This window comes from Bacillus cereus (genome assembly GCF_025917685.1).
Lineage (GTDB): Bacteria > Bacillota > Bacilli > Bacillales > Bacillaceae_G > Bacillus_A > Bacillus_A cereus_AT.
Map to the genome: position 1 here is coordinate 4,163,453 of NZ_CP089518.1, position 16,862 is coordinate 4,180,314.

Sequence of the window (16,862 nt, forward strand, 5' to 3'; positions counted from 1 at the left end):
AAAGAAAAGGCAACTGTATGTATTTTCTTTATATGAGACAGTTGCCTTTTTGTTACATTACTTTAACTCTTCTAGTACTTTTACGATAAAGTTTGTAGAATGAAGAGCTGCTTGATCTAAAAATTGATCAAATGAAACATTTGATTCTTTACCAGCAATATCAGAAAGTGCACGAATAATAACAAACGGAACTTCATATTGGTGGCATACTTGCGCAACAGCTGCTGCTTCCATTTCTACTGCATAAAGATCTTCAAATTTATCACGAATTGCCGCAACGCGGTTCGGATCACTCATAAATGAATCGCCTGTTGCAATCATACCTTTTACAACTTGAATATTTTCTTCTGCCTGCATACATTTCTCAGCTAATGCAACTAATGCGTCATCAGCTTTAAATCCAGGCGGCATTCCTGGCACTTGACCATATTCATAGTTAAATGCTGTTACATCTACGTCATGGTGACGAACTTCTGTTGAAATAACCACATCTCCAACATTTAAAGAGTGATGGAATCCACCAGCTGAACCAGTATTAATTACTTTTTCAGGCTTATATCTTTCTAATAAAATCGTCGTTGACATCGCTGCGTTTACTTTACCAATACCAGACTTTAACAAGATTACTTCATGTCCTGCTAATAGCCCTTTCGTAAATTCACAACCTGCAACAGTTTCTGTTTCTGCTTGTTCTAGTTTGTCACGTAAAATACGTACTTCTTCTTCCATTGCTCCAATTACAGCAATTCTCAATCTAATCCCTCTTTCTATTGCTTAGTTGCCTCCATTACCCAAACGAAATGATTTAATCTCGTGAACGTTACATGGAAGCCATTGTTTTCAAAAATAGATTGCATGATAGGAATACGTGTATAGTATTCTGTTTGCAAATCGTTTGCTAACTGATGAAAACCTCTTTGTTTTGCTACTTCGACAGTTTTATCATATGCATCTTGATCTGCAAATATTGTATCAGCAAACACTATTTTACCACCTTTGTTTAGCAATTGACTATACTTCGCAATCGCTACGTCTTTTTCTTCATCTGTTAAATGATGAAATGCATAGGTGCTCACAATGGTATCAATTGAATTTGGAACTTCGAATGAAAGAAAATCACCTTCTGTAATTGAAAACTCTTGCGGCAATTTTTCTTTAGCAATAATGCGCATTTCACGTGACGGTTCTATACCGTAAACTGTACGACCAGCAAGTAATAATTTATTTGTTAAATTGCCAGTACCAACACCAAATTCTAATACGTTACCAAATGACTTGTTAACTACATCCTCTAAAATGTCCTCATAACGGGCGAAAACTTCTTTATATTGTATATCTTCACCTTGTACGAATGAGTCGTACGTATGAGCCCACTCATCAAATAAACCATTAAATTCTGTACCCATAAAAATTCCCCTTTTTCTCATCGGTTTTATCAGTATAATATGCCCTCTTTCTAAAAATGTCAATTGAAATGTACATGGCATTTCCTTCTTTTCTTTGTTACACTATAGGTGATTACATAGGAGAGGGGTCGTCTTCGTGTCATTTACCTTTGAAATGTTAGAAGATAAAGTAGAGTTTTTTGAAGCGGGAGACTTAGCTTCTTTAGAACGAAAAATTAGTGAACAAATCGATAATAATAAAGCACTTATGCTTGAGGTTCATCACATCTCGCATCAAATGGTTATGGATCCGGAAAGCAAAAGACCATATTATAGCGCGGTTGTTCATTTTAAATTAAAAAAATTACGCTAACTAAAAAAGAGAAGCTCATAAGAGCTTCTCTTTTTTAGTTTAGAGTTTGAACAAGTACTGGTTTCCAGCCTTCATTGTCTACCCAATCAATATTTACATAATATTTTTTACCTGATTGTTTATCTTGTACGTTACCGTAAGCTTTATTCTTACCGTTATTTCCGATTCTATGAATAACTAATTGCTCTACTGGAACGTCAATTGCAGCGGAAATTGCTTGATTCATCTCATTCCAATCTGCTGTACCTTTTTTAAACGTCATCGCAGGTGTTGCGCCTTGCTCTGTACCTACTGGCTTCCAAGAAGATTTCGTATAAGCATCGGTTGCCTTTGGCTGTGTTTTTTCAGCTGGTACTTTCTCGTTAGCTTTCGCTTCTTCTTCAGCTTTTTTCTGTTCTTCTTCAGCCTTTTGCTTCTCTTCTTCCTTCTTCTTAGCCTCTGCCTTCTCTTTCTCGTTCTTCTTCGTCTCTTCTTTACCTTTAGCTTTCTCAGCTTTATTCTCTTTTGTTGTTTGCTGAGCTACTTTTTTATCACTAGAAGACGCTTGCTCTTTTGTGTCAGGAACAAACAATTGATATGCTACAATAGCTACTGCTATTAATACAATAGCAATTGCAATATTTAAAACACCGTTTTGACGACGTTTTTGTTGTTTCTGTTGAAATCTAGATCCTCCTGCCATTCTTCAAACCTCCATGCAGTTTTTCATACTTGCTATTGTAACATTAAATCTAGAAAGGTTGAACATTTACAATAATATTTTCACGAAATGAAAACATTTCATAAAATAATTGCAAGATTACTTTTCATTTTCTAATCTATGAATTGCTTCTACCAGTTCTGTAAAAACGGGTGTAACTACATTTTTGTTACTATCTGTTTCTATATCAACTACAACTAAAGCATATCTTGGATTTTCATATGGAAAATAACCTGCAAACCAGCGATTCACCTTTTCTCCTTTTCCTGTTTGTGCCGTTCCAGATTTTCCGGCAACGTTTAGTGGTAACGAACGGAACACTGTTCCCGTTCCTTTCTCCGCCGTTACAACAGCCCTTAATAACTCTTGTAGTTTTTTCACCGTTTCATAAGAAAGCTGTTTCCCAGTTAATTTATGATTTTCAAATGTAAAAAAGTCGGTTCCATTTTTATATACTATTTTTTTTACAGCTTTCACTTCCAACTTCTCTCCATCTCTAGCAATTGTCGCCATCATATTCGCTATAGCTAGAGGCGACACCCGTACATCTTTTTGTCCAATCATCGTTTGAGCAATGGCTTTTCTACTAACTTTATTTTCTTCACTCCTCCAAATAACAGCATTCTTTTCTTCTGGCAATTGTTCAAATTCTGGTGCATGAAATACTGAACCTTTCCAACCAACCGTCTTACTTGCCCCTAGGGCCTCTAAATACGTCTCTAACACTTCTTTATCCTTTTGTATTAGTTCATTACCTAATAGGGCAAACGTCCGATTACAGCTTCTAGCAAAGCTTTCCTTAAAGTTTAATGACCCCATCATAACTTGTGGAAGATTTTCACCATATAAATCCGTATTACAGTTAAATACACGGTTAAATCGCACCAAATTTTGATCAATTACCGCCGCTGCAACTACTGTTTTAAAAACAGATCCAGGAAAATGAGGAGTTAACATTTGATTTTCAAGTGTTGCTTTATATGCGCTCCTATCATTCATCTGTAAAGATGGCTTACTTACCATTGCTAAAACTTCACTATTTTTTATGTCTAGTAATACTAACCCACCTTTTTTTATTCCGTTTTCATTTATAATCTTTTCAGCTTGCCGTTGCAACGTTTTATGTAGCGTTGTTTGAATAGTAACTGGATAAAATGGATTTCCTGGTGAAGTGTATTTTGCCTGTTTCCCGAAAATCGGCTCTCCTTGCCGATCCACTTGATATAGTACTTTTGCCTCTCCATCAGTAAGTAAAAATTCATCAAATGATTGTTGCAATCCGGAAATACCAATTGGCGTTTGTTCCGAAAGTTTTTTCATTTCTCCATAGCGCTTTTGAAATTCCTGTTCATTCTCTCCCACATCTCCAATTAAATGATTTGCCTCTCCCGTTTGCTTCAATCGAACTTCTGCTGCTACAATGCCTAAAGTATCTAACTGATTTACCTTCTCCATCTGCTCAACCGTTAATTGAAATGGGATATTCCCCCTTTGTAATATAAATGCTTTATTCTTACTTTTCATTTGCAGTCTTATCTCTTGTCTCGACAAACCAATGATATGCGAAATTTTCTCTAACATGTCATTTTTTATTTGTAAAAATGGAAAAATAATTAGAACTGGATATTTCTCTTCACCGATTTCCTTACCATTTCGATCTGTAAAGTGCCCTCTTCCATTATCTACTGTAAGTGATTGCGTTCGTTGCGTAACACTTTTTTCAATTAAATTGATATTTTGGTCAGTAAATGATTCCGTATCTAAAATCTGTATTTGGATTAAGCGACAAAGTAGTAAAAACATTACACCCATAAAACAAATTAACACAACTGTAATTCTCCGTTTTATTTTCATAAAAAACACCTCGTCTCATGTAGTTTAGACGAGGTGTTTCATCTTTTATACAAATAAAAAAATCACCCGTTTTTACACGAGTGATTTTTACGTTATTTTACAGAGATAATCTCTACTTGCATTTCTCCACCTGGAGTTTGGATTGCTACCTTCTCACCAATTTGCTTACCTAATAAGCTTTTTGCGATTGGAGAATCGTTAGAAATTCTTCCTTCAAATGGGTCTGCTTCTGCGCTACCTACGATTGTGTAAGATTCTTCATCTCCACCTGGTAACTCTTTAAATGTTACTGTTTTACCTAATGTAACAACTGTAGATTCTTCGCCGTTATCTGTGATGATAACTGCATTACGAATCATGTTTTCTAATTGTGTAATACGTCCTTCTACGAACGCTTGCTCATCTTTCGCCGCATCATACTCAGAGTTCTCAGAAAGATCTCCGAAGCTACGTGCAATCTTAATGCGCTCTACAACCTCTTTACGTTTTACCGTTTTTAAATCCTCAAGTTCGTTCTCTAGCTTTTGCTTACCCTCTTGCGTCATTGGGTATGTTTTTTCTGTTGCCATATTTTCCACTCCTTTTATATACCAATCCCCCGAAAAAAAGAGGAGTTCCATATGAAAACTCCCCCGCTTATATGTGTAGCGGAGGTTTCTAGCACGCCTGTACTAGCGGAGTTGTCACATACAACCCCTTATTCCCAATTCTTCTTTATATAAAGAAGATATGTATGGAAAGTTGATATAAATATGCCCTCACCTATATATAGATGAGGTTGCATGTTTCATTGTATTCGATAGGAAGGGAAAAAATCCCTTCCTATCGTATATCTTTTACTATGCTATTACAAATTTACTTTTTGTTCAAGAATTGTTGCAATTTTTGTCACCATAATATCAATTGCAACATGGTTTTGTCCACCTTCAGGGATAATAATATCCGCAAATTTCTTAGAAGGCTCAATAAATTGATTGTGCATTGGACGTACAACAGTTACGTATTGATCAATAACTGAATCCATCGTACGACCGCGCTCTTCAATATCACGCTGCATACGGCGTAAAATACGAAGATCCGCATCTGTATCAACGAATAGCTTAATGTCCATTAACTCACAAAGACGTGGGTCTTCTAAAATAAGAATTCCTTCTAAAATGATTACATCTTTCGGCTCAACTGGAATAATTTCTTCTGAACGCGTATGCAATGTATAGTCATATACAGGCTTATCAATTTGCTCATATGCAAGCAACTGCTGCAAATGTTCAATTAACAGATCATTATCAAACGCAAGCGGATGATCATAATTTGTTTTTAAACGCTCTTCCATTGGTAAATGGCTTTGATCTTTGTAATAATAATCTTGCTCCAAGATTAAAATGGAATGACCTTTAAAATGGTCAAAAATCGCTTTCGTTACACTTGTTTTTCCTGATCCTGAACCACCAGCGATTCCAATTACAACAGGCTTATTCGTCCCCATTCGACTACCACTCTTTCTTATTGAAGTATGTTTTTTCGCATCATATTATTCACATACACTGGTTGATCCACTTTGAATTTCACGATTTGCAACGGATGTCTCGCTGCATCTAATTCGTTTCCATCCTCATCCCAAATTTTCTCCACCGTCTGCGTAAAGTTTTCTATTTCTGGTCCAAAGAACTCCACTTCATGTCCTGGTTTGAAATGATTACGTTGCTCAAGCGTTACGATGCCCGTTTCTTCATTATAATCTAACACTAAACCAGCGAAATCATACGTTGTTTTCTTACTATGATTTCCAAACATTTGCTCTTGATGTCCTGGAACCCCTTCAAAGAATGCAGGAGCTGTGTCACGATTTGCACATTTATCAAGCTCATCTAACCACTCTTGTTTAAACTCAAAGTTATCCGGATCCGCACAATACGCATCAATTACTTTACGATATACAGTTGCTACAGTCGCTACGTAATGGATAGATTTCATACGTCCTTCAACTTTTAAGCTATCAATTCCTATTTCAATCATTTTCGGAATTGATAAAATTAAATTTAAATCTTTTGGACTCATCGCAAAGTGAGCATCTTCTTCTTGGAATAAAGGAAGCTCTTTTGCATCTTTATGTTGTGATACCGTTTGAACTAAATCATAGTCCCAGCGACAAGATTGACAACAACCACCACGGTTAGAGTCACGCGCTGTCATATGGTTACTTAATGTACATCTTCCAGAATACGCGATACACATTGCACCATGGACGAATGCTTCAATTTCAATATCAACTTTGTCTTTAATTTCTTTCATCTCTTCATAGCTTGCTTCACGAGCTAATACAAGACGATGTAAACCCTCTTCTTTCCAATACTGTGCTGCTTTCCAGTTGGATAGTGATTGTTGTGTACTTAAATGCACCTCAACAGAAGGCGCTACACGTTTACATGTCTCAATAATAAGCGGATCAGCAACGATAATTCCCGTTACGCCAGCTTTTTCAATCCCTTTTAAATATTCCTCTAGCCCGTCCATATTTTCATTATGTGCAAAAATATTTGTTGTTACATATATTTTTGCTCCATATTTCTTTGCAAATTCAACGCCTTCTGCCATGTCTTCCAGCGTAAAGTTACCTGCATTCGAACGAAGACCAAATTCTTGTCCACCTAAATATACAGCATCTGCCCCATAATGGATAGCTACTTTTAATTTTTCTAAGTTACCCGCAGGGATTAACAGTTCAGGTTTCTTCACAATAACGCGTTTGCCATCGATCACTCGTGAAATTTCTTGTACAGTCATTTCCTACACCCTCCTCGTTTAGTAAACCGTCTCTTTAAAGAAGAATCCTGTATCTAACGGACGATTTACTGGTTGCATTTCTTCTATCTCTTTATATAAATCGTCTTTCACGTCATAATACGCATCACGATCTTCTATACATAAATCAATTGCTTTACGATATTTCTTCGTTACCTCAATAATGTATTCAGAACTTTTTAGGACACCATCAATTTTTAAACTACCGACTTCAGCATCGATTAGTTCCTCTAACTCATCAATGAAACAAATATCATTCGGACTCATAATGTGAGTACCATTTTCATCCTCATAAATTGGATATTTATTATTACGCTCTGGATCATACAAGAACATATTCTCTTCATACTTTTTCTTTTCAATGTCGAGATTACGGCCTTGATACTCAAAGTAGTTTCCTACTAATGAACGCTTTGATTGGAACATGCAAGTCATACCGTGAATTTGCACTTCAAGTTCCACTTCCGCATTTTCTTTTAATTCAACAATTTCATCTAAGCTAAGTTCACGAGCTAATACAGCGCGTTTCGCCCCTCTTTGCCCCCAATAGTTACAAGTAAACCAGTTTGTTGCTGTCGTTTCTGTATTCCAGTGCAACTTCATGTTTGGTGCAACTTCACGAACAGCCATTAATACCGCTGGATCTCCGAAAACAATTGCATCTACATTTATCTCATTTAAAAATGCAACGTATTCCGTTAATTCTTCTACTTTATCATTATGGAACATCGCATTCATTGCAACGTATACTTTCACACCATTTTCATGTGCAATGTTTACAGCTTGTTTCACATCTTCACGTGAAAAATCTCCTGCTAAACGTAAACCAAACTTTTGTTCACCGATCATTACTGCATCTGCTCCTGCTTTTGCAAGAGGTTCGATATCCGCCACTGCTCTAGGCGTTATTAACAATTCAGGTTTCTTCATACCTTTGTCACCCTTTCTTTTTACTTACAGCCACTCCATCACCAATCGGGAAAATCGTTGTATCATATCCTTCATGGTTCATAAGCCATTCATTGTACGTCTTAATACGACGAATCAAACCACGTGTACGTCTATTTTCAATTTTCTCTTTTGTCGTTACAAGCCCATGGTACATAACATTATCTGAAATAATAACGCCACCAGGATTTAATAACGGTTCATATAAGTCAAAAAAGCGACGGTATTGCCCTTTCGCTGCATCAATAAAAATAACATCAAATGTTCCATGCTCATTCACTTGTTCGCCTGTTTCTAAAGCATCACCGTAAATAACAGAAATGCGATCTGTTACTGGAGAACGTTCTATATATTCAAGTGCCTTTTCATATCGTTCACGATTGCGCTCTACTGTCACAATACGTGAATTTGGAATAGCTTCCATCATACGAATACTAGAATAACCGATTGCTGTTCCAAGTTCTAAAATGCTTTTCGGTCCAATTAAACGTAAAAATTGCAGCATAAATTCCATTCCAAGTCGATCCATAATCGGCACATGGTTTTCTGTTGCATACTCTTCCATTTCAAGAATTAATTTATCTTTTGGATCAATAAATGATAATAGGTACTCGTTAACTGCATCCTCCATAATTGGTCCTCCTTATTTACATGGAGAAGTGCCTCTATGACGCGTCAATCTTTGTCTTTTCACACATAGAATGCAATAAAAATACAAGCCAGCTTCACCCTTAGCTTGTACGTCCCGTTTTGATATTAAAAACGATTCTTCTGCCAGTTTTTAACCCGATATATTTTACCACAAAAAAGAGGGATGCGCGACCTTTTTCGCTACCCCTCCCCATTTCACTGTTTTTTCGTAATATATTTTTGCTTTAATGCATTATGTTCTTCTAATGTTTTCGCATAATACACTTCACCACTCGGTGCAGCTAAGAAATAATAATACTCTGTTTGCGCAGGCTCTAACGCCGCTTCCACTGAATGTTTCCCTGAGTTTGCAATCGGCCCAACTGGCAATCCTTTCACAACATACGTATTGTACGGTGAGTTTACTTTTAAATCCTCATATAATACGCGTTGTTTATGCTTTCCAAGCGCGTATAACACTGTCGGATCTGTTTGAAGTGGCATACCTTTTGCTAAACGATTATAGAAAACACTAGAGATCTTTTGACGATCTGTAAAGCCCGTTGCCTCTTCTTCAATAAGTGAAGACAATGTTAAAAGCTGATGAACATCCCAGTTCTTCGCTTTCATTTTCGCCTCGTTTTGAACAATGATTGCATTCGTTTTCTCAAGCATTGGAATTACGATTTCTTCTAACGTCGTATCCTTCTTATAGAACGAATACGTTGCAGGGTATAAATAACCTTCTAACGGGTATTTAATATTGCCGTCAAAGATTTTGTCCGTTAATAACTTCGGATACTTTTGCTGCATTTTTTGAACGAATGCTTTATCGTTTAATTGACGCACAACATCATCTTTATTCCACTTTAACTCTGTCGCAATTGCCTCTGCAATTTCGGTTACTTGTGCTCCTTCTTTTATCGTCACTTTATACAGAGCTGGACGATGTACATTACCAGATGACATTTGTTCCATGACATCTTTCGCACTCATGGAAGGATTCAACAAATATGTACCAGCTTGTAAATTTTTCGATTTAGCTTTTGCATAAAAACTAAAGACTGTACCGTTTTTCACAGCACCTTTTCCTTCTAAAATCTCACCAATTTTACTCGTAGATGAGCCCTTAGGAATCTCTACTTCAACCTCTTTTTTATTCCCGCTATCAACCGGTCCTAACGCCGATGAAATATACGCATAGACTGAACCACAAACTAAGAGCAGTGCAATAATCGAAAATAAAAAAATGCGTCTACGCTTCTTTTTCACTTGATTCTCTACCAAAACTCTTCCTCCTTATTCAATTGTAAACCGTATGTACATATTTCTATACAACACGATATAAAAACACAATAAATTTACTTATCTTCTTTAGATAGACATTTTACCCCGCATTAACGGGACGGTAAGACTCCCCTCAACAATCAGCTAGCGTAAAGAAGTTAAATGGGAGTCTAACTGCCGGTAAAAGCCCGATTGGTTCAACTAGTAATCATTGGGGGATAGCCCCCAATGATTACAGTTTCACTTTATTTTTTCTACAATCCGTCTCATTATACTACAAAGGGTTGCGCAGTTTCGACAAAAAATCATTCATTTTACATATGAAAACAAAAAAGATGGACTGTATGTCGTCCATCTTTTCAGTACTTATTATTCTGCTTCTTGCTCATCAGCAAGAGTGTTGAACATTTCTTGTACCATTTCCCACTCTTCTTCAGATTCGATTGGAAGTAAAGTTCCGCCCTCTTCTTCATTTTGCTCATAAGCCATTGCATCATAAATTTGGTCTCCATCTTCGTCTACTTCACCGATTGGAGAGAAGACTACGTATGATTTTTTGCCAAATTTTTCAGCATCAAAAGTGAAAACAATCTCACATAAATGTTCGTTACCTTTTTCGTCTACAATTGTAATTTGATTTTCTTCCATTTTGGTCACCTCTTATTTACTATCTAAAAATCCTTGTAAGATTACGACTGCAGCCATCTTATCGATTACTTGCTTTCGCTTCTTACGGCTTACATCAGCTGAAATGAGCAGACGTTCCGCTGCCATCGTCGACAAACGCTCGTCCCACATTACAACGTCTAATTGTAACAGCTCTCGTAGGTTTTCTGCAAATTGCTGGCACGCTTCACCACGAGGGCCAATTGTACCATTCATATTTTTAGGTAAACCTACTACTATTTTGTCCACACCATACTGTTTTACTAACTCAGAAATACGATCAAAACCAAATTGACCTCGCTCTTCGTTAATCTTGATTGTTTCTAGTCCTTGTGCTGTCCAGCCCATTTCGTCACTAATTGCAACTCCGACTGTTTTTGTACCTACATCTAAACCTAATATCCGCATAAACTACTCCTCACGATGATGTTTCAAGTAAGACTTCACAAGCTCTTCAATTATCTCATCACGTTCAAGCTTGCGAACGATGCTTCGTGCATCTTTATGGCGAGGTATGTATGCTGGGTCTCCACTTAATAAATAACCGACGATTTGGTTAATCGGATTATAGCCTTTTTCTTGAAGTGCATCATACACAGTTAAAAGTACATCATTTACATGGACACTCTGTTTTTCATCTTGAATGCTAAACTTCATTGTTTTATCAAAACCGTCCATTTCAAGCACCTCACTTGTAAGTAGTAAGTATAGGGAGAAGAACTTCTCCTCTCCCTACCATTGTACACTACTATCTCTTTATTTTGAAACAGATTTAACGTACTCTTGTACAAACGCTAAAGCTTCCTCAACTTGAGCTGGGTTTTTACCGCCTGCTTGAGCCATGTCAGGACGGCCACCACCGCCACCACCGCAGCGAGAAGCCACTTCTTTCACAAGCTTACCTGCATGGTAACCTTGGCTAATTAAATCTTTCGTTACGCCAGCTAAAATGTTTACTTTATCATCATTTACAGACGCTAATACAACAACTGCAGACTCTAATTTATTTTTTAGGTCATCCATCATTGTACGTAAGTTGTTCATATCTGCAACATTTACTTTCGCCGCTAATACGTTCACGCCATCAACTGTCATTACTGAATCAGTTAAGTTTCCAGCTTCGATATTGCTTAATTTCGCAGCAAGAGATTCATTTTCTTTTTGAAGTTGTTTCACTTCAGCAAATAAACCATCAACTCTTGTTAAAATATCTTTCGGATTTGTTTTCATTTTACCTGCTGCTTCTTTTAATAAACCTACTTGATCGTTCATTAATTCGTATGCAGACTTACCTGTTACTGCTTCAATACGACGAGTTCCTGCACCGATACCAGACTCAGCAACAATTTTGAAAATGCCGATAGAAGCTGTGTTATCAACGTGACAACCACCGCAAAGCTCTAAGCTGTAACCGCCAACTTGTACAACGCGCACCACATCTCCGTATTTTTCACCGAATAATGCCATTGCACCCATTTCTTTCGCTTCTTCGATTGCTTTTTGAGAAATCTCAACATCAATACTTTCCCAAATTTTTTCGTTTACAATACGCTCAATTTTTTCTAATTCGTCAGCTTGTACTTGGCCAAAGTGAGAGAAGTCAAAGCGTAAACGTTCAGAAGTTACAAGAGAACCAGCTTGGTTAACATGCATTCCAAGTACGTCTTTTAATGCTTGGTGCAGTAAGTGAGTTGCTGTATGGTTTTTCACAACGCTACTACGGTTCTTCGTATCAATAACAGCTTTTACAGCCGCATCTTTCGTTAATGTACCCTCTTCAACAACAACTTTGTGTAAGTTTTGGCCATTTGGCGCTTTTTGTACGTCTTTTACAAGAACTTTCACACCGTCAGCAAGAAGATAACCACGGTCAGCAATTTGTCCACCGCTCTCAGCGTAGAATGGCGTTACATCAAGCATTAACTGTCCTTCTTCACCAGCTTGTAAGCTATCTGTATACTCACCATTTTTCACAAGTGCTACAACGTTACTTTCTGTTGCAACTGTACCGTAGCCAACGAATTCGCTTGCTACTTTAACTTCACCAAGTACACCACCTTGAACTTGCATAGAATCAACGTCTTGACGAGCAGCACGTGCACGCTCACGTTGTTTTTCCATTTCAGCTTCAAAACCTTTATGGTCAACTGTCATACCAGCTTCTTCTGCATATTCTTCTGTTAATTCAATTGGGAAACCGTATGTGTCGTATAGACGGAACGCATCTACGCCAGAAATAACAGTTGTTTTTTCTTCTTTCGCTTTTGCAATTACTTCAGCTAAAATTGCTTCACCATCATGAAGCGTTTCATGGAAACGCTCTTCTTCGTTTTTCACAACTTTTGCGATGAAATCTTGCTTTTCAAGTACTTCTGGATAGAAGTCTTTCATTACTTCTCCAACAACCGGCACTAATTCAAACATGAATGGACGGTTGATGTTTAATTTCTTCGAATAACGAACAGCACGGCGTAATAAACGACGTAATACATAACCACGGCCTTCGTTAGATGGAAGAGCACCGTCACCAACAGCGAATGTTACTGTACGGATATGGTCGGCAATTACTTTAAACGCCATATCTTTTTCTAAGTCGCCATTACGATACTTCTCACCAGAAATTGATTCTGTTGCACCAATCATTGGCATAAATAGGTCTGTATCAAAGTTCGTAGGCACATCTTGAACGATAGATGTCATACGCTCTAGACCCATCCCTGTATCGATGTTTTTCTTAGGAAGTGGCGTATATGAACCGTCTGGATTATGGTTAAATTGAGAGAATACAAGGTTCCATACTTCTAAGTAACGCTCGTTTTCTCCGCCTGGATATAATTCTGGGTCACTAAAGTCATTACCGTAAGCTTCCCCGCGATCATAGAAAATCTCTGTATTCGGTCCACTTGGTCCTTCACCGATATCCCAGAAGTTTTCTTCTAAGCGGATGATGCGCTCTTTTGGAACACCCATTTTCTCATTCCAAATTGTGAATGCTTCTTCATCTTCTGGATGGATTGTAACTGATAGTAATTCTTTATCGAATCCGATCCATTTGTCGCTCGTTAAGAATTCCCAAGCCCAAGTAATTGCTTCTTCTTTGAAGTAATCACCGATTGAGAAGTTTCCTAACATTTCAAAGAATGTATGGTGACGAGCTGTTTTCCCTACGTTTTCAATATCGTTTGTACGAATTGATTTTTGAGCATTTGTAATACGTGGGTTCTGCGGAATTACGCGTCCATCAAAATATTTTTTTAATGTTGCTACACCACTGTTAATCCATAGAAGAGATGGATCCTCATGTGGAACTAGTGATGCACTAGGTTCTACTGCATGTCCTTTTTCTTGGAAAAAGTCTAAAAACATTTGACGAATTTGTGCGCCTGTTAGTTGTTTCATTGTATTTTCCTCCTTAAATATAAAAAACTCCCGCCCCTATAAAAGGGACGAGAGTTAACTCGCGATACCACCCTAATTATGAATTGATTATTATAACAATCAATTCATCACCTCATGGTGCCGTAACGTGGCAAGACGGCAGTGATTAGCTGCTCTCAGGATTAGCTTTCTGTTACCCTTCATTTAAAGCTTCTTTCAGCCAGTGGAAGCTTCTCTCTACAAATGGACTGTAACGTACTTGTTCCGTCATTGATTTAATGTATTATATGACTAAATATAATAGAATTCTCTTAAGTTTGTCAATGTAGTTAATCATTTATATTGTGTCAATTGCTTATTAACCATAATTATTCTACTATTCATTTTTAACAGCCTTTCGATATATTATGCATTTACTACTAAATAGGAATCTCTTCATAAAAAATATCCCTATACAAATTTCTAGATATTACATTATTTGTTATAATTAAATTATTAACAATAAAGAAGCGATTACAATGACAACTTTATTGAATCAAGCTAAAGCAATGTTAGCTACCGACGAAAAAATCCTTTTTTACGCAGCATGTTCATTAAATATATTTATATATCGTTCCGTCGCAAGGCCAGGCCTGTTAATCTTAACGAACAAAAGGCTCTTCTTTTATGGACCAGATGTAAGCAAGAACCCATTATTTGAGGAGTACTCTTTCGCAAAAATTTCTAATCTAAAAGAACAAAAACGACTTTTCAGCAATCAAATTGTATTTCTTTATGATACGGAATGGAAAAAAATAAAACATATTCAAACAAATGATGTTAGCTCCCTCGTTCAAAAAATAAACGAGCAACTCCCTAAATAAGCAAATGATTAGCCCTCTATTTCATAAATAGAGGGCTAATCATTTAAACATCTTCTTTTTTCCAAAGAGGCCTCACATGAACAATCACTGTACGAATGACTGCTAAAACAGGAACTGATATTAGCAATCCTACAATACCTGCTACTTCTCCTCCAACTAGTAATGCAAGCATAATAATAACAGGGTGCATACGAAGCGACTTACCAACGATGTAAGGAGATAAAATGTTACTTTCCAAAAATTGCAAAATAGCAATCGTAATCCCCGCCTTAATGAGTAAACTCGTTGATACCGTTGCAGCAATCATCAACGCCGGAATTGCCCCTAAAATAGGACCAAAGTACGGGATTATATCCGTTACCCCAATAATAATGCCGAGTAATAACGGATATTTCATACCGATAAACCAAAAAGAAAGAACAGATACTCCTCCTAATACTAAGCAAACAAATAACTGTCCTCGAATATAACTTCCAAGTGACTTATCAATTTCTTTCGCAAGCATTTGCCCCGTACCACGCCATTTACTCGGGACTAATTTCCAAAAGATATGATAAAACTCACCGTAATCTTTTAATATGTAAAATACAATGAATGGAATTAAGAAAATAATGAGTAACGAATCCAGTACACCACGAGCTGTGCTCATGACTTTATTTAAAAGCGCTTGAATCTTCGTTTCTACACCACCAAAAATTTGTTTCACCTTTTCATGAATAAATGATGGGAAATTCGCTGTTTGTTCCGTTACCCCATCCATCCAAGAATCGTACATTTTTGTAAACTGCGGAAATTGTTCATTAATCTCTTGCAACTGCTTAATAACAATTGGCGTTCCTTTATAAATTCCATAGCCAATCCCGCCGAAGAAAAGTACGTAAATGAGCAAAATGGCAAGTGTGCGAGGCATTCCTTCTTTATGGATTTTTTCAATTAAAGGATGCAATAAGTACGCAATGAAACACGCGATCAGAAACGGTGTAATTGCCACTTTAAATACAAAAATAATCGGTGCCCATAATGGCTTAATTTTCAAAAAGACAAGCAAACAAAGAAAAACGAGTAACAATAATCCTAAACGATATATCCAAATGATTTTAAGATTCTTCACACGAAAAACCTCCTCCACCTTTATTTTGAAAATAAATAGGTTAGGTTATGTGCAAAAGTTTTAAAATCTTTTTATACAGACCATACTGTTTTTTAAAGACGTACATATATTTAACATAATAAGGACAACCATCCCTGAAAATACAGAACGCCAAAATATAATCAGGAGGGCTAATTATGGTTTTATTTATGCTCGTATTATCAGCACTTTTTATGATTCTTGAATGGATTTGTATTGGGTTTGGTATTTGGAAAGGTTTCTTTATTCGTTCCTCGCGAAAAGAACGGGCGAAGCAATTATGGCATTATGGAATGCTTGGCGTTGGATGTTACGGTCTATCTTATCTCTTCTCAGAAATCGGACTTTTATATTTGCATACAAATGCATAAAAAACTCCCTTATCCTGAAGGGAGTTTTTCACTTTATCAAAATTATAAATAAGACTTAATCATCTTACGTGCTTTTTTCATATTGCGTTTAGAAAATACATCTTGCTTACGAGCATATTGATATGCTGCAGCCCCAACACCTAATGCGATTAATGAATTGCGTAGATTCAAAGTAAATCCCCCTTTTCGTTATCCGATCGTTCTTTCATTTTCATCAAATAAATCATCAAGAGAGCTTAATGAACCATCTTCCTCTACTTGATGCGTATGGATTTTCCCCTTTGAAACCGATAATTCGATATAACAACTCCAGCAGTAAAATTGGTTGACACCTATCTTTCCAATGTCTTTCCCTTTGCAATTTGGACAACTGAACATATGGCTTTCATCTCCTTACAGTCTCCCAGATTCTATTTGCCATTATGTCCAAACTGCATTCATTTATACATGCTAGAGCCTTTCAACGTTATACGTTT

20 protein-coding genes and 1 other annotated feature are annotated in these 16,862 nt (G+C 36.9%); of the genes, 3 read left to right on the top strand and 17 right to left on the bottom strand.

Annotation, left to right across the window (positions count from 1 at the left end):
- Window positions 1-57: 57 nt before the first annotated feature.
- Both mtnN and LUS72_RS21655 read right to left on the bottom strand, forming a co-directional pair.
- Window positions 58-753 carry a 5'-methylthioadenosine/S-adenosylhomocysteine nucleosidase gene (gene mtnN / locus LUS72_RS21650; protein WP_001217032.1) on the bottom strand — a complete coding sequence of 232 codons (696 nt, stop codon included), beginning with the start codon at window positions 751-753 and terminating at the stop codon, window positions 58-60.
- A gap of 14 nt (window positions 754-767) precedes the next feature.
- On the bottom strand, window positions 768-1,406 hold the full coding sequence (locus tag LUS72_RS21655; RefSeq protein ID WP_097830607.1) for a class I SAM-dependent DNA methyltransferase: 639 nt from the start codon (window positions 1,404-1,406) through the stop codon (window positions 768-770).
- Between the two features lie 136 nt (window positions 1,407-1,542).
- Between LUS72_RS21655 and LUS72_RS21660 the strand changes: the two genes are divergently transcribed.
- The gene (locus LUS72_RS21660; RefSeq protein WP_000010984.1) at window positions 1,543-1,758 is read left to right on the top strand and encodes a YrzA family protein; all 216 of its coding nucleotides are present in this window, start codon (window positions 1,543-1,545) and stop codon (window positions 1,756-1,758) included.
- Between the two features lie 34 nt (window positions 1,759-1,792).
- Here the strand turns inward: LUS72_RS21660 and LUS72_RS21665 are convergent, their stop codons facing one another.
- From LUS72_RS21665 to alaS, 12 genes are all read right to left on the bottom strand, one after another.
- Window positions 1,793-2,440 (bottom strand): YrrS family protein, encoded by a 648-nt coding sequence (locus tag LUS72_RS21665; RefSeq protein WP_264448248.1) that lies wholly within the window; start codon window positions 2,438-2,440, stop codon window positions 1,793-1,795.
- A 117-nt stretch (window positions 2,441-2,557) separates the two neighbouring features.
- The gene (locus tag LUS72_RS21670) at window positions 2,558-4,312 is read right to left on the bottom strand and encodes a peptidoglycan D,D-transpeptidase FtsI family protein (protein ID WP_097830605.1); all 1,755 of its coding nucleotides are present in this window, start codon (window positions 4,310-4,312) and stop codon (window positions 2,558-2,560) included.
- A gap of 92 nt (window positions 4,313-4,404) precedes the next feature.
- Window positions 4,405-4,881: a transcription elongation factor GreA gene (greA, locus tag LUS72_RS21675; protein WP_000179964.1), complete on the bottom strand. Its 477-nt coding sequence runs from the start codon at window positions 4,879-4,881 to the stop codon at window positions 4,405-4,407.
- A gap of 278 nt (window positions 4,882-5,159) precedes the next feature.
- A complete protein-coding gene (udk, locus tag LUS72_RS21680) occupies window positions 5,160-5,798 on the bottom strand; it encodes a uridine kinase (protein ID WP_000537077.1) in 639 nt (212 codons plus the stop codon).
- 17 nt (window positions 5,799-5,815) lie between these two features.
- Window positions 5,816-7,096 carry a peptidase U32 family protein gene (locus tag LUS72_RS21685; RefSeq protein WP_000217960.1) on the bottom strand — a complete coding sequence of 427 codons (1,281 nt, stop codon included), beginning with the start codon at window positions 7,094-7,096 and terminating at the stop codon, window positions 5,816-5,818.
- 18 nt (window positions 7,097-7,114) lie between these two features.
- A complete protein-coding gene (locus tag LUS72_RS21690; protein WP_097830604.1) occupies window positions 7,115-8,044 on the bottom strand; it encodes a peptidase U32 family protein in 930 nt (309 codons plus the stop codon).
- 7 nt (window positions 8,045-8,051) lie between these two features.
- Window positions 8,052-8,693 carry an O-methyltransferase gene (locus tag LUS72_RS21695; protein WP_097830603.1) on the bottom strand — a complete coding sequence of 214 codons (642 nt, stop codon included), beginning with the start codon at window positions 8,691-8,693 and terminating at the stop codon, window positions 8,052-8,054.
- A 215-nt stretch (window positions 8,694-8,908) separates the two neighbouring features.
- Window positions 8,909-9,979: an endolytic transglycosylase MltG gene (gene mltG / locus LUS72_RS21700; protein ID WP_097830602.1), complete on the bottom strand. Its 1,071-nt coding sequence runs from the start codon at window positions 9,977-9,979 to the stop codon at window positions 8,909-8,911.
- Between the two features lie 369 nt (window positions 9,980-10,348).
- Window positions 10,349-10,627: a DUF1292 domain-containing protein gene (locus LUS72_RS21705; RefSeq protein WP_000392249.1), complete on the bottom strand. Its 279-nt coding sequence runs from the start codon at window positions 10,625-10,627 to the stop codon at window positions 10,349-10,351.
- Between the two features lie 12 nt (window positions 10,628-10,639).
- The gene (gene ruvX / locus LUS72_RS21710) at window positions 10,640-11,053 is read right to left on the bottom strand and encodes a Holliday junction resolvase RuvX (protein ID WP_097830601.1); all 414 of its coding nucleotides are present in this window, start codon (window positions 11,051-11,053) and stop codon (window positions 10,640-10,642) included.
- A 3-nt stretch (window positions 11,054-11,056) separates the two neighbouring features.
- Window positions 11,057-11,323 carry an IreB family regulatory phosphoprotein gene (locus tag LUS72_RS21715; RefSeq protein ID WP_000348591.1) on the bottom strand — a complete coding sequence of 89 codons (267 nt, stop codon included), beginning with the start codon at window positions 11,321-11,323 and terminating at the stop codon, window positions 11,057-11,059.
- A 78-nt stretch (window positions 11,324-11,401) separates the two neighbouring features.
- Window positions 11,402-14,044, bottom strand: a complete 2,643-nt coding sequence (gene alaS / locus LUS72_RS21720) for an alanine--tRNA ligase (RefSeq protein WP_097830600.1) — start codon at window positions 14,042-14,044, stop codon at window positions 11,402-11,404.
- Window positions 14,045-14,084: 40 nt separating this feature from the next.
- Window positions 14,085-14,303: a binding site (T-box leader), on the bottom strand.
- A 238-nt stretch (window positions 14,304-14,541) separates the two neighbouring features.
- On the opposite strand from alaS, the gene LUS72_RS21725 reads away from it, so the two are divergent.
- Window positions 14,542-14,886 (top strand): PH domain-containing protein, encoded by a 345-nt coding sequence (locus LUS72_RS21725; protein WP_097830599.1) that lies wholly within the window; start codon window positions 14,542-14,544, stop codon window positions 14,884-14,886.
- A gap of 43 nt (window positions 14,887-14,929) precedes the next feature.
- Here LUS72_RS21725 and LUS72_RS21730 read toward each other — a convergent pair whose 3' ends face one another.
- Complete coding sequence (locus LUS72_RS21730; protein WP_097830598.1) at window positions 14,930-15,997, bottom strand: AI-2E family transporter; 1,068 nt, start codon at window positions 15,995-15,997, stop codon at window positions 14,930-14,932.
- 176 nt (window positions 15,998-16,173) lie between these two features.
- Between LUS72_RS21730 and LUS72_RS21735 the strand changes: the two genes are divergently transcribed.
- Window positions 16,174-16,386 (top strand): hypothetical protein, encoded by a 213-nt coding sequence (locus LUS72_RS21735; RefSeq protein ID WP_097830597.1) that lies wholly within the window; start codon window positions 16,174-16,176, stop codon window positions 16,384-16,386.
- Window positions 16,387-16,428: 42 nt separating this feature from the next.
- Here the strand turns inward: LUS72_RS21735 and LUS72_RS21740 are convergent, their stop codons facing one another.
- Window positions 16,429-16,557, bottom strand: a complete 129-nt coding sequence (locus LUS72_RS21740) for a YrzQ family protein (RefSeq protein WP_001053553.1) — start codon at window positions 16,555-16,557, stop codon at window positions 16,429-16,431.
- 18 nt (window positions 16,558-16,575) lie between these two features.
- On the bottom strand, window positions 16,576-16,764 hold the full coding sequence (locus LUS72_RS21745) for a hypothetical protein (RefSeq protein ID WP_097830596.1): 189 nt from the start codon (window positions 16,762-16,764) through the stop codon (window positions 16,576-16,578).
- Window positions 16,765-16,862: the final 98 nt, after the last annotated feature.